The following is a 14,395-nucleotide window of genomic DNA, read 5'->3' as shown; positions in this document are numbered from 1 at the left end:
TTCCAGCGCGGTGCGGCGGTCCGCTGCCTCAATGCATTCTGAGGCAGCGGGCCTTGACCAGAGTGTTATCAAATAGCCCGGATCTTAATTGAGCGGAAGTGAACTTCATCGCCATGATCCTGGAGCAGGATAGGGCCTTTTTCCCACTCGCCGAAGTTCTTCCATTTGGCGTACTTACTCATTTGAACCAGCGAGCGAAAAATCTGGCTGCCTCGCGGGTATTCCACGACTTTAATGTTGTTGAGCCAGTGCTCCACGTTTCCATCTTTCACTACAATTCGCGCACGATTCCAGCTGCCTACAGGGTTGACGCGCTTTGTCGTACGATTGGCTTCACTCAGATTGGACGCTGGAATCAGGTCGTAGAGCGAACCGATAGTGCGGTTGCCCTGATGTCCCTTCTTGGCATCGGGATGTTTTTCATCGTGCAGAATCTGGAATTCCAGACCAATTGCTGAACCTTGTCCCTTGAGTAGGTCGGGGTCGACAAAGTACTTGATCCCGGAATTTGCACCCTTGGTAATCTTGAAGTCGACTTCAAGCTCAAACTCGGAGAATTCTTCTTCAGTGATAATGTCTCCACCATTGCGGGATTCTTGGCCGCCGGAGGAGTAAACAATCAGTTCACCATTGTCGATACCCCAGCCTTTTTTGGGGAATCCCTCGGCCCGAGCGCTCTTCCAACCCTGAGTGGTTTTGCCATCCCAGAGCAGCTTCCAGCCCTCCTGCATTTCTTTCGCAGACAGCGTATTTGGCTGGTAATTGATTTGTTGCACATCGGAAGGCGTGTACCAGCTGTTTTTTACCAGATCCTCGGTGAGGACCTGCGGATTGCGCATCGCGATCTGGGTTCCAACCAGGGACTTGTCCTTGATGCTGTGCACTTGCAGGGCGATAAATCCCTCTGAGTGCCCCTCCGTGTTATCCAGGAGGTCGGCACAGGGCACGGTGTTGACCCAAGTGCGGATATGATTGTCCAGAGCTTCGATCCGATAGTGATTCCAGCCGTCCAGGTTTAACGCTTCCTGGCACCTTTCGTTGCGCGACAGGTTATACAGCCATCCGCGGCGGCCTTCTTCGTAAATCCCTCCGCTCCATTTTCGGCTACTGGTGTCGATCTCGGCCTGGTACCCATGCACGCGACCATTCTGATAGCTTTCCAGTGACTGGCTTCTGAACTGGATGCCAGAGTTCATTCCGCTGTCGATCTTGATTTCGGCCTCGAAAATAAAGTTGCCAAAGTTTTGTTCCGTTGCGAGGAAGCTATTTGGTGAATTGGCAACGGAGGTTCCAACAATGGCACCGTCCTCTACGGTGTATTTCGCATTGCCGCCGAGCTGTTTCCAGCCTTCGAGGGTCTCTCCGTTAAACAGCGTTTGCCATTGAGCAGCGCTAGCGTGCATTGAAACACCCATCGTGAGTGCCAGTAGCATATTGAATTTCTTCATTATTATTTCCTCTCGTACATTAAAATGTTTTAGGTCAAAGATAGCGTCGCTATTTCCGCTTCTTTTGGCATTATGTATCGTTCATGCCATTTTACGGGCTTGCCGGTATCCATTGCCTTCTCTCCGAGCAGGGCGCCAATGGATGCGTGATACCCTTCGCGTAGTACACCCGGGTAAGCTTCGTTCTTCAGCACCGCAGCAGCGAATGCTTCCATTTGTAGCAATGTATCCTCGTACTCTCCGGTCAGGATGGGTGTGCCCACTTCCTGAGTTCCGGTTTCAGGCTGCCAGGTGGCGCCACCAATAGGGATGGGTTTACATTCACCTCGCTCTATCTCTGCAGCCAACTGCTTAACGTTTTTGGAAGTAGCTGGGTTCTCGCTGTACTGGCGATTCACCTCAAGCTCCATGGTGCCAAGATGTCCCATAACCTGCTCTTCCAGACCATATTTTTTATTGCTGATCAGGCTGTCATAAATCAGTTTGCGCCCTTTTGAGTACTCGTAAATTAGCGCAACGTGGTCGTAGACTTCACGACCATCCTTCCAGAAACAGATACTCCCTGAGCCCATGACCTGAGCCGGAACTTCATCAAAAAGCCAATTGGCTACCTGGATCTGGTGGCTTGCGAGCTCAGTCATCAAACCGGCAGATGATTCCTTATACAGGCGCCAGTTGAAGCGTTTTTCAAAAGAAGCATCATTATTTGGCAGTGAACGACGCCAATCGCCATTGCGGTGCCAGAAGGCCCGCATTTGATGTACCTCACCCAGTTCGCCCTTGCGTATCTTGTCCATGGCGTGAAGGTAAATAGGATTAAACAGGCGCTGGTGGCCTATCTGTAAGATGCGACCAGTAGCCTTCTGTGCAATCACCATTTCCCGGCAGTCTTCCAGAGTGCGCGCCATGGATTTTTCACAAAACACGTGCATACCGGCGTTCAGAGCGTCGATAGTGATGTGTTTATGCTGGTGTAGTGGTGTAGCAATGACTACCCCATCAATATCTTTTCGGCCGAGTATTTCCCGGTAGTCGAGATAGGAATCTGCTTTTCCCTGCGTGAGCCCGTGGGCACGGTCGAGATGCGGCTGGTAGCTATCGCACACTGCCGTAATTTCAGCGTGTGCGACAGCCTGAAGATTCAGCAACAGTGCGCGCCCTCTAGAGCCGACGCCGATCACGGCGAGCCGTGCGCGCCCATTTTTTTTGATCTCTGAGAAATTCTCTGCGGACAGCGCTTGCGCCCAGGGTGCAGCGGACAGGAGAGCCGTCGATCCTGCGAGGAAGGATATGTCGCGTAAAAACTCGCGGCGTCGCCGCTGAAATTCCTGGTTTTCGAACAGGTTAAACATCTGAAAAATCCCTGCTGAAGTGTTTGAAAATATGCGTATGTTTCAGGCCTGCCGTTTCGGGAATCAAACCTGTAGAAAAGGAAAAGCCGGAAACGAGCGATGCTGTGCTCAGCATCTCTCCCCAGGCCAGGGAGTCGCAGTGTACTGCGGTAGTGATCGGATCTAGCACGACCTTGCCGGCGATCGGGTTAACAATGTGCTGCCGGATTTCACCGTGTTGCAATCCATTGCCAAGGGTGGAAGACAACGTGAGTCCACTATCGCGCAGCTTGATGTCAATGAGGCTCGTTGAGGTATCAGTCGGATCAGGCACCGCGATGGGCCAGTGATCGCCATGGGGATGGCTGCCAATTCCCAATATTGAACTCTCGCCAAAGGAGATCAAGGCATTCTCAATGCCTTCGGCAACGAGAATGCCTCTTACGGAGTCCAACGCAATTCCTTTACCCAAACCGCCGAAATCGAATCCCAAACCTACGTGGCTACACACAAGCCGGTTTTCATCTTCCACTGAGAATGACGGAGCATAAATTCCGTCGAGAGGACGCCCCTCCTTTACCCGTCGAACTAACTCGCCACAGGATGCGTTGTAAAAACCTTTCGTGGCCTCGAGACCCTGCTGTGCAGTGCGTAGTGCAAGAAGCAGCTCTGCATCGTCGATCTCTACCGAGTCCTGGCTCGTCAGGATGTCATTTGCGCGAGTCAGGGGAGAGTCAGGCAGGTATACACTGATAGCTTGTTCAATTTCGAGAACCCGGTGACTGACGAGAGCCTGAAGGTGCTCGCCGAACATCTGATCGACATTCACCAACAGCATCTGCAATCGGGTTCCCATGGAATGAAAACAGCTTTGATACACCATGACCTGAATCTCTCGTTACTTCAGTTGCCTCAGACCTTTGGTTCCCATCCAGGTGCGTACTCACGACCCCAGTACTGCATGGCCGTTTTCGATGTGGGTCGTCCGGTTTTGGAGTCGCAAATGAGTGTTTCATCGGCACGATAGGAAAGGTTGGCCAAATGACACATCAGGGTGCTCTTATGACCTTCGTCGATGGGAGATGCTTGCAGAACGGCATCGCCGCGCAATGTATCCATGAAATTACGAACGTGTTGGCGAGTGAGGATGCCGCCACCCATCAAATCTGCGGAGTCATTACTCTGATCGACCTTGCTCTGCTTCAGGAGCGTATTGTCGAGGTCATATATCTCGTAACCACCGCGATCAAGGAGCGCGTAACCCTTGGTGCCATAGATCAGGATTCCGCGACCGCGGCCAAACTTAAGCACTTTGTTACAGGAGTGTCCTTCCCAGATTACTTTTTTGTCGCCAGAAAAGGTGAACTCTGCGTTCATGGTGTCGTACATCTGCCAGTCATCTTCCTTGAAAAAATTACGAGATGCATCGACCGCGACTTTCTCGGGGAAGTCAGCTTGTAGTGCCCAGCGCGCGATATCCAGCTCGTGCGCCGCATTATTGCAGGTTTCGCCAGTGCCCCAATGCCAGAACCAGTGCCAGTTGTAGTGCACGTAGTTGCTATGGTAGTCCCGGCGCGGTGCGGGTCCCTGCCAGAGGTCCCAATTAAGCCACTCTTGCGGGGCTATCACTTTACCGCTGCCGATGGACTTACGGTTGTTCGCGTACCACGTATAGACTTTGTATATATCACCGAGACCGCCCTGATGAACTAAGTTGATCAGTTCCGCGGTTTCATTAGACGACCGCTGCTGGTTACCCATCTGGACAACCTTGTTGTACTTTTTCTGTGCCGCGACAAGCATTTCCCCCTCGGCCGGGTTGTGACCGCAGGGCTTCTCTACATAGACGTGCTTGCCGGCTTGCATCGCCATAATTGAGGCTGGCGCATGCCAGTGATCGGGTGTAGCAATGGCAAGTACATCAAGGTCCTTGTCTTCCAGTGTCTTGCGCACATCCTCTTCGAGGGTGGGCTTTACCTGCCCGCGACCCACCAGCATTTCGCTGGTTGAGGCGAGTACGTGTCGGTCTACGTCGCATATGTGTGTAATCGCACAATTCGGACTGTTAAGAAAACCATCCAGTAGGGCCTTGCCGCGACTTCTGGCTCCCATGAGGGCAATGTTGACTCGATCATTCGCACCGATAATGCGTGAATAGCTTGAAGCACTCATTGCTAAAGCTGAGGTGGCTAAAAGAGCGCCTGACCCTTTCAGAAAATTTCGCCGTGTTGTCATTTTATTATCCTCAAATGTTGGGTGTTTCGCCCATCTCCAGAAGCAGTAGCCCGCCGGAAACGATTTCATCATGTGTCAGGTAAAAACGGTCAAGAGGTTCGCCGTTAAGTGTGATCGATTGAACGTACCGATTTCTGTCAGAATTATTTTTTGTCTCGATTGTGAAGGTCTTTCCAGGATAGTAGTGGTCGTCAAGGCTAATTTCGATCGTGTCAAAAATAGGGCTCCCTATCTGATAAATGGCATCTTTTCCTGTCCCTCCATCAAGCTGGAATAAACCAATTTTCATCAATACCGACAGAGAACCCATCAGGCCCTGATCCTCGTCACCGTTAAAACCTTGCTTCTCGGAAACATCGGAATACACAGCTTTAATAACTTCACGAGACCAGTGCTGAGTGAGGTGGGGCTTTCCTAGTTCGTTAAAAACAAATGCAGTCTGAATGGATGGTTGATTTCCATAATTAATCGGAACCCGTCTATTTTGAGCGAGGCCTTCCTCATCATGTGATGATCCTGAGGTAAAGCCAGATTGGGATGCTGTTTCAAAGGCTTGGTTAAGCTTCAGTGCAGCTTGTTCCTTTCCTCCCATCAACTCACTCAGCCCGGAATAATCATGGGGTACGAACCAGGTCATTTGCGAGGAATTGGACTCAACGAAACCAATCCGGTAGTCGTAGGGGTCAAAGTCAGTCAGCCAGTTCCCGCTTGTATCACGTGGGCGGATAAACCCGGTCTCAACATCGAAGAGATTGATGTAGTTCTTACTGCGCTTGCCAAAATAGTCCGCATCATCAGCTTTGCCGAGTTCCAACGCTAGTTGAGCAAGTGTCCAGTCCTGAAACGCGTACTCCAGAGTTTGACCTGCACCGTCCTGATGAAAGGCCTCATTCTTTTTGGGTAGCGGATAGGGCACGTAGCCGTCATTAATGTAGTACTCGAGACCGCCAGAGTATGCGCTGTAATGCTCGTAACCGGCGCGCCCCATGGTGCCACCCGGGAGGTGGTTTTTCTTGAGCCCCTCATAAGCCAGCTCAATATCAAAATCTCGAATCCCCTTCATATACGCACTAACGATAAAGGGCGTAGACGAGGCACCTGTCATCACATGGGTATAATTGCCGCCAGATGGTCCTCGAGGAATGTAGCCGCCATCCTGGTACATGAGTAGCATAGAGTTAACGAAATTCGAGGCCACTTTCGGGTAGGCGAGAGGCCAGAGAGTCTGGATGGTCCACTGCGCGCCCCAGAATGAATCCGAATTATGATGGGTGAACTTGGGTGTGCCAGATTCATCCAAGGGAATCTGCTTAATCTTACGTTGCTCTGAAGTCTGATCGGAGTAGCGTCCATCTACATCAGATACAATTCTGCGGCCCTGTAAGGCGTGAAACAGATCTGTGTAAAACCGTATTTTGTCTTGTTCGCTGCCACCAGTTACCGAAATTTTTGACAGCCAACTATTCCACTCCTGTCTGGACTCCGCCGCTGTTCTATCGAAGTCCCAATGAGGTAATTCCGCCTGCACGTTGTTTTTTGCGCCGGCTTCATCTACATAAGAAATGCCGACTTTCATGAGGACAGGCTTTGCGCCCTCTTCAAGGGTCAACAATATTTCGCCACCAGACTCCTCAATGCCGCTGACAGGTGTATCTAATTCGATATGGAAGAACACAGGGGTTGGCCGTGGTCGTCGAACGGTCGGTTCGTTGATCACATGCCCTTGAAAAGTATTCGCATCCACCTGAGAAAAGGATCCTTTCCTCAAAGCAGACGGGCCAAAATTCCCCTGCAAATCCAACAAAACTTGACGTTGCTCGTTGTCACCATACTGATAGCGATGAAAGCCGACGCGAGTGGTGGAGGTCAGCTCGACATCTATATTGAAGCGTTGCAGAGATAACTTGTGGTAGCCGGCAGCAACAATTTCATCCTGGTGACTGAAAGGACTAAAATAATCATCCTTAAGTACTTCAAGCGGTTTCCGGGATGATACGGGCATTACTGACAAGCCGGAAAGCTGCCATGCATGTACATGGTTGAACCCTTTCACTTCGAGGGTATTGTAGCGGTACCCACTTCCCCAAGTGCCCTCCAGCTCTGTATCCGGGCTCAAGTTGACTAGCCCAAATGGACGGGTTGCCGAGTTAAAGTAAAACCAGCGAGAATTGGCGGAATCTAGCCATGGCCAGACGTATTCCACCGGTTCTTTCAATAAGGGCTTTTGTGTTGCAGTCGAATCAGTTTGATCGCCGCAACTGGAGAGAAAAGGTACCAGCGCAAATAGCGCAGCGGCTTTGAAAGCTGACTTCTTCATCAACGGACTTCCGTAATTATTATTGAATTTTCATGCCGTATGAGTTTCCAAGGCGATGGGGCACTCATGCAAGATTCTATTTATTATCTAAAAAGAAAAAACCTGCCGAACTTCTACCAATTTAATTTTTTATAAGGCGGTGAATAGAGCACTAGTTACTTATAATCAGTTACTTTCCGAGAAACGATTTAGTCGTCATACAGAGCGCATTCAGAGAATTCATTAATCACCCGCTGAATATGCTCCGCCATAGCTTCCTTCGATCCGGTCGCGTCCCGGCGCTGAAGAGCATCAACAATATTTTGATGCTCATCAATAATGGTTACCGGGCCTCGGTCTCTGACGATCGAATCAAAAACAGAACTGATCTTCGATCGGTCTCGCAACTGCCAAAGCCAGTCGACCATCTCAAATATCGTGGAATTGCGGCTGGCGGTCGCGATCAGAAGGTGGAAGTTGCGATCGATGTCCAGCGTTCCCGATAAATCGTGTTTCTCCTGATCCTTCATTCTTTTCAGCATGGTCTTTAGTTCGTGAACTTCCTGCATACTGATCCGCTGCGCCGCCAAATAGGCCGCTTCGGGCTCGAGATGAAGCCTTGCCTCCAAAATCTCAAACGGCCCCGGTATATTTGACTTGACGCTCTCGCCCAGTCGCGCTGCGGAACCGATCACGTACACTCCTGAGCTAGACCGAATCTCTACGATGCCACTTACTTCCAGGGCAATCATTGCCTCACGAATGGTGGGCCGGCTTACGTTGAACTGTTCGGCCAGGAGGCGCTCAGGTGGCAATTTTTGCCCGAACTTGAGCTTCCCCTTTTTGATGGGTTCCAGTAGCGCTTCGGCAATCTGAATGTAAAGTCGTTTTTCAGTAGAATTTGTTGAAATCATGAGTAACTGAGGTCAAGTAAAAAACCTATTCTACCCCGGTAGAAGCGGCCTTTCCCAGTGGCAAAAATTGAGATTTCGGTGGTTTACGAGTCACGAACTCTGCGCAATTAATTTGAGACTTATAGGCTCAGCCAACACTAATTGGCTGAGCCTATCCGACCTCTAGAAACTAGCTCTGACACTCAGCATGTACTGAGTGCCAGAACTGATCCAGCGATTCAGTCGATCTCCAAATGCGGTGTACTGCTTTTCACCCGTGACGTTCAGTCCCTCAAGGCTGATTGAGATATTGTCATTCACGCGGTACAACGCGGTCAGGTCCACCTGTTCCCGGCTTTCTCGAGTACGTAGAAGTGGCTGGTTATTCCGGCAGCATCCGGCTTCAGTAAACGCGGAGCGGTAGTTGTAGGATGCGCGTAGCGCCCAGTCATTCTGATCGTAGTACGCAAGCACATTCACGACATCCGGGGACAGACCGACAATGGAGTCCACCAGTTCTCCAAGTGCGGTGTTGTAGGTAATATCGGATGACTTGATGTGGGTGTAGTTGACCATGGTGCCAAACCCGTTGATCGGGAGAAGTTCATCGAACGGCATCTGAAAAGCGAATTCATAGCCGGTCATTTCCCGTGTTTCGTCAGAGTTGACGAATGTGGAGTAAGTTACCGTGGTGTCTGGTGTCAGACCACGGTAAATATCCGGGTCAAGGCTGCTTATCGCGATTCCGGAATCCCGGAATGGCCCCTCCACCAAATCACGTTCTACGAAGCCGCTAAGTTGCTTGTGGAAAAGATTCAGAGACAGTACTGATTCTGGAGCGAAGTACCACTCCACACCTACATCAATCTGGTCTGAATAGAACGGCGACAGTCGCGGGTTGTCATTGCTTACCAGGAAGTCACTGGTAATAGATGTCGTTCCCTCAAGCTGTCCGAGATCCGGGCGTGTCATGGCGCGTGCAGCAGACAGCCGTGCGACTACGTCTTCGCGAGCATCCCAAGCGAGGTTGAAGGAAGGGAGGTAATCCCAATACTCACGGTCAATCGCGACCGGTGCACCGGTATTTGAAATGTTACGGGTCGCCTGATCGGTTTTAATGGCACGGATGCCGGTATTGAAACGAAGCTCACGACCGGCCAATTGAGAGCGCCCATTGTATTGGGTATAAAATGCCAAGTTGGATTCTTTTAGCTCAGGAATATAGGCATCCTCAGGCCAGCCCGACATTAACATCGCGTCGAGACCGTTCTGGGTTAGCGCATCCGCCGCAGCCCAATCCGTGACCACCCAAGAGAGTACGGCCCCATCAGGGTTGTTGAAATCAGATGCATAGTCATTAATTGGAAGGACGTGATTGACCTGCTCGGAAGTTGGCGTATTGCCGTTTACCCACTGGTCGGTAAATGAATCAGCGGAAGCATTGCGGCGGTAGCGGATGTTGTAGTAGGTGAACTCGTCCCAGGCCATACCAAAGTCGAGGCGCGAGCTGTCATCTCCCCATTCCCCATCAAAGTGGAAGCTGGTATTTGTCGTGCCCCGGTCCTGTGGTTCGGCGCGAATGGAACTTAACTCAAAATTCGCCGGATCCGTAAGGTCGACACTGGAAATAACGCTGGGAATATCCGAGTTGGCTGAGTAATCAAACGTGGCGGTAGTACCGTTTGCTGAAGACAGAAAGGTTAAATGACGCTGCTCGTACTTTGATTCGTTATACGCCGCCTTGAAATTCAAATTCAGGTTTTCAGTGGCTTGCCAGTTCAGCTCACCCACATACTGGTCGAATTCCTGGAAATCGAAAAAGCGACGGCTTTCACTGCGTCGGTTCACATTTTCCAAGGTGCCGGTGATCAGGTAACCCGCGGAGTCCGCGACAATATTGACTGGGTCCAGTGTTGTTGCATTGCGTACTTCGGCGTCAATGTTCTCGCGGTAGAGTAGATCGTCCAGTTCAGAGTGGAGCCAGTCAAAACTGGCAATCATATCTGCGTTCGCTTCCCACTGGAGGGAAAGTACCGTGCCCAATCGTTCGCGATCGCCGTAGATCAAGTCTGTGCGCTGTAGGCGGGGGAAGATTACCTGTTCCAGTTCTCCGCTTGTGGTGTCGTCTGGAATCAGGTCGTCGGGATCATTGGCAATAGTGTCCCAGGTACTACTTTGCATACCCGAGCGGTTACCGTCGGCAAATTCAAAACCGCGAATGGTATTCGCCGCCCGCGAACCCCAGTCCTGGGTTTCCCAGCCATCAATTCGAACACTGCGCTCAGAGTAGGATGCTCCAACAAGTACACCGATGCGCCCATTATTGGTGTCGAATGTGTTGCTGACCATGAAGGTGCCGCGAGGATCAAACTCTTCGGCCTGGGTGTTGTAGCCGCCCTGTGCGCTCGTCGTGATTGAGAGGCCTTCATCGAAATCGAAGGGGCGTGCATTCCGCATATTGACAACGCCCGAGATGCCACCTTCTACCTGCTTGGCCGAGGCAGTTTTTTCAATGGAAACACGAGAAAACAATTCTGAGGCAAAATTATCCAGGGCGGCGCCACGATTGTCATTCCACGCGGTGGCGACGGGCAGGCCATTCAGCATGGTATTGGTGTATTGCGATCCGAGCCCGCGTAACTCTACTTCTACCCCTTCGCCATTATCTCTGCGAATAGCGACACCGGCCACTCGCTGTATTGCTTCGGCGAGGTTGAGGTCGGGGAATTTGCCGATATCTTCAGAGTGGATTTCGTCTTTTAGCTCAGTCGAGTCTCGTTTGGCATTCAGTGAGTCATTCAGGCTCTTGCGAAACCCCTGGACCACAACCTCTTCGATCTCAGATGACGCTCCCTGGCCGCCTTGCTCTTCCTTGTCGGTTTGTGCCGTCGCAAGAGAAGGGAGCCCGCATGTGACCGCCAGCGCGAGGATTGAAAGCGACCCTTTGGTCGTCATGGTTAGTTTCTCTCTCATTATTTTTATCCCTTTATAGGTTTATTGGAGCCTGCCCTGAAACTACGCACCGCTACATATCTGGCATGACCGGATAAGGAGGCTACCCAGCCAGATGCTAGATAGTCAACCGTAATTGGACATTTTTCCGAGCTTTTGGCGCAAAATGCCACTGTTTGGTCATGCCGGTGATCCGGGTGTTCGCAAGTCTTGCAAGTTTGCTTATGATTTGTTCAGTTTTGGCTTGTCCGATTCGATTGGGGGAGTGCCACTTAGGTAGGGTGCTTTGCAGAAACCGGCCGTTAAATGGCGTTTGGTAAAGGGTTTCTCTCGGGAGTTACTGAAGAAAAGCTGCCGGACCGCGTTGGAAAGTCGAGTGTTTTGTGTGTTTTTTCATCATTTTGGCGCCGTATGTCTCGTTTGACGGTCAAAATAGCCACTTTGTTGCCAGCCCAACCCCTTTACTCTACTATCTCGGATGTCCGGTAAGGCCAAAATTGAATAAAAAATAAACGGAAGTTAAGTAAGGTGGGTATATGATTGAGACGTGGCGTTGGTTTGGGCCTGATGATTCCATCAGTTTGGAAAAGATCGCCCAAGCGGGAGCCAGCGGGATAGTTACGGCGTTGCACCATATTCCCGCAGGTGAGTTGTGGCCGCTGGAAGCGATTGAGCAGCGAAAGGCGCTGATCGAGGGTGCGGGCCTGGAATGGACCGTCATCGAAAGTATCCCTGTACACAACGATATCAAGACGCGAACCGGTAACTACCGGCAGCATATCGAAAATTACAAGCAGTCGATCGCCAATGCCGGTAAGGCCGGAGTGAAAACGATCTGTTACAACTTTATGCCTGTGGTCGACTGGACAAGAACGAACCTCAGCTACCAGCTTCCCAATAAAGCCTACGCGCTGCGGTTTGAAATGACCGACTTTGTGGCTTACGACGTTTTTATATTGCAGCGTCAGAATGCTCGAAGTGACTACCGCCCCGAACTGATCGAACAGGCGAAGGCTCGTCTCGACAGAATGAGCCCGTATGAGCAGACGCAGCTTGAGGCGAATATCATAGCTGGATTGCCCGGTGGCGAAGGCTCTTATGATCGTGAAGGTATTCGGCTGGCGATTGACGAGTTCATCAAGCTCGGCAATGAAGGGATGCGCAACAACCTGTTCCAGTTCTTGGAAGCGGTGATCCCGGTCGCTGAGCAGTATGGTGTCAAACTCTGTATCCACCCCGACGATCCCCCCTTCAGTCTTTTTGGCCTCCCGCGGGTTGTCTCAACCCAGGATGATGCGCGCAAACTGCTCCAGGCAGTGCCAAGCCCGTCCAATGGGCTGACCATGTGTGCAGGTTCATACGGCGCGCGAGAGGACAACGATTTACCCGGTATGGTGGATGAGTTTGCAAACCGGGTTTATTTCGTGCACCTGCGCAATGTGATTCGTGAGCCGGACGGCTCATTCTATGAATCTGACCATTTGAATGGTGACAACGACATGGTCGGCCTGATCAAGGTGCTGCTTGATGCCGAGCGTGCACACGGGATTCAGATTCCAATGCGCCCCGACCATGGTCACTTGCTGCTTGATGAGGCAGAAAAGGAGGGGGTCAAGCCGGGGTATTCCTATATGGGACGACTAAAGGGGCTGGCGGAGTTACGCGGCGTAATCTATGCCCTGAAAAATTTATAATATTTATAATAAGGATTCGGCGATGAAAAAAATAACATTTTGGTCGATTACGGTAGCAGTCGCAGGGTTTCTTTTCGGTTTTGATACTGCAGTCATTTCCGGTGCTGACCAGCCCATTCAGCGTGTTTGGGATACCAGCCCGCTCTTCCATGGTTTGTTCATTATGTCATCGGCCCTGTGGGGGACTGTGATTGGCGCTTTGGCCGGCAATTACCCGTGCGATAAATTCGGGCGAAAGGCGACGCTGATTTTGATCGGAGCTCTGTATTTTGTATCGGCCCTTGGCTCAGCCGTTGCCCCGGACCCTTATAGCTTCGCTGTACTTCGTTTTATTGGTGGGATAGGTGTGGGCATCTCATCGGTTGCCGTGCCGGCTTACATCTCGGAGATAGCACCGGCCGAAAGCCGTGGTCGCCTTGTTGCGACCTATCAGTTCCAGCTTGTGTTCGGGATACTTGTGGCGTTTTTATCCAATTATCTTCTGTCCGGTATTGGTGAACACGATTGGCGGATCATGTTGGGCGTAGAGGCGATCCCTGCCCTTATCTATCTGTTGATGGTTTTCAGAATGCCTGAGAGTCCTCGCTGGCTGATCTTGTACCGCGGCGAAACGGCCAAAGCCAAAGTGATATTCGATGAGCTTGGCGAAAAAGACAGTAGCGCACTGGTGCGTGAGATCGAAGCCGAAGCGCAGACCGCGAGTAAAGACAACCTGTTCTCTCGCACCTACCTGTTTCCAATTCTACTGGTGTTTCTGCTTGCGGCATTTAACCAGATTTCCGGAATCAACTTCATTATCTACTACGCGCCACGGGTGTTTGAATTGGCAGGGCTGGACGCGAGTACGTCGCTGCTGTCCACCGCTGGTGTGGGGCTGGTTAATCTCGTGTTTACCATGGCGGGGCTCTACCTGATTGATAAGGCGGGGCGGAAAACCCTGATGTTTATTGGTTCCTTGGGTTACATCCTTTCCCTGTCCGTTGTGTCCTGGGCATTTTCCACGGGAACAGGTGGAATGCTCGTGGTGTTCTTTGTGTTTGCCTTTATTGCCTCCCATGCAATTGGCCAGGGCGCGGTGATCTGGGTATTTATTGCAGAAGTGTTCCCCAATTCGGTTCGGTCTAAGGGGACGTCGGTGGGAACCGGTACACACTGGGTGCTGGCTGCGGCGATTACTTTGCTGATGCCGTACTTCCTGACGCAGTTTGAGCCTGGCCAGATCTTCATGTTTTTTGCCTTCATGATGGTGCTGCAGCTGTTATTTACCGTGAAGCTGATGCCGGAAACGAAAGGGAAAACACTGGAGCAGCTCGCGGAATTGAGCGGCAAGCGCGGTGTTACTGCTCCGGTGCAGGGGGCTCCTTCGGCTTGATCAAAAAACAGGCTTTCTTTCTTGGAGGTAACGTGTAATGTGGTATCTCGCGCCAAATCCCGCGGATATGGCGTGAGGTGCTGCGGGGGTTGGCAGAGATTGCCCGTTGCGCCCCCTTACCGATATCGGTAACATGGTATGACCAATTTGGTCTGCCATAATAGCTTTGTGGGC

At 51.3% G+C, this 14,395-nt stretch carries 9 protein-coding genes; 2 read left to right on the top strand and 7 right to left on the bottom strand.

The window, feature by feature from the left end:
* Window positions 1–68: 68 nt before the first annotated feature.
* The 7 genes from LRR79_RS01390 to LRR79_RS01360 all read right to left on the bottom strand — a co-directional run bounded on the left by LRR79_RS01390 (window position 69) and on the right by LRR79_RS01360 (window position 11,158).
* The gene (locus tag LRR79_RS01390) at window positions 69–1,448 is read right to left on the bottom strand and encodes a 3-keto-disaccharide hydrolase (protein WP_231758654.1); all 1,380 of its coding nucleotides are present in this window, start codon (window positions 1,446–1,448) and stop codon (window positions 69–71) included.
* Window positions 1,449–1,477: 29 nt separating this feature from the next.
* Window positions 1,478–2,800, bottom strand: coding sequence for a Gfo/Idh/MocA family protein (locus LRR79_RS01385; RefSeq protein WP_231758653.1), 1,323 nt, complete (start codon window positions 2,798–2,800; stop codon window positions 1,478–1,480).
* A complete protein-coding gene (locus LRR79_RS01380) occupies window positions 2,793–3,617 on the bottom strand; it encodes an FAD:protein FMN transferase (RefSeq protein ID WP_231759960.1) in 825 nt (274 codons plus the stop codon). Before LRR79_RS01380 ends, LRR79_RS01385 begins: the two co-directional genes overlap by 8 nt.
* A gap of 74 nt (window positions 3,618–3,691) precedes the next feature.
* On the bottom strand, window positions 3,692–5,014 hold the full coding sequence (locus tag LRR79_RS01375; protein WP_231758652.1) for a Gfo/Idh/MocA family oxidoreductase: 1,323 nt from the start codon (window positions 5,012–5,014) through the stop codon (window positions 3,692–3,694).
* 10 nt (window positions 5,015–5,024) lie between these two features.
* Entirely contained in the window at window positions 5,025–7,331 is a 2,307-nt protein-coding gene (locus LRR79_RS01370) for a GH92 family glycosyl hydrolase (protein WP_231758651.1), read from the bottom strand.
* 188 nt (window positions 7,332–7,519) lie between these two features.
* Window positions 7,520–8,224, bottom strand: a complete 705-nt coding sequence (locus LRR79_RS01365) for a FadR/GntR family transcriptional regulator (RefSeq protein WP_231758650.1) — start codon at window positions 8,222–8,224, stop codon at window positions 7,520–7,522.
* A gap of 162 nt (window positions 8,225–8,386) precedes the next feature.
* A complete protein-coding gene (locus LRR79_RS01360; RefSeq protein ID WP_231758649.1) occupies window positions 8,387–11,158 on the bottom strand; it encodes a TonB-dependent receptor in 2,772 nt (923 codons plus the stop codon).
* Between the two features lie 533 nt (window positions 11,159–11,691).
* Between LRR79_RS01360 and uxuA the strand changes: the two genes are divergently transcribed.
* Entirely contained in the window at window positions 11,692–12,849 is a 1,158-nt protein-coding gene (uxuA, locus tag LRR79_RS01355; RefSeq protein ID WP_231758648.1) for a mannonate dehydratase, read from the top strand.
* A 22-nt stretch (window positions 12,850–12,871) separates the two neighbouring features.
* Window positions 12,872–14,221: a sugar porter family MFS transporter gene (locus LRR79_RS01350; protein WP_231758647.1), complete on the top strand. Its 1,350-nt coding sequence runs from the start codon at window positions 12,872–12,874 to the stop codon at window positions 14,219–14,221.
* Window positions 14,222–14,395 lie beyond the last annotated feature (174 nt).

It is taken from the genome of Microbulbifer elongatus (assembly GCF_021165935.1).
Taxonomy (GTDB): domain Bacteria; phylum Pseudomonadota; class Gammaproteobacteria; order Pseudomonadales; family Cellvibrionaceae; genus Microbulbifer; species Microbulbifer elongatus.
Note: the sequence above shows the minus strand (reverse complement) of the source record. Positions and strands in the feature narration are given on the sequence as shown.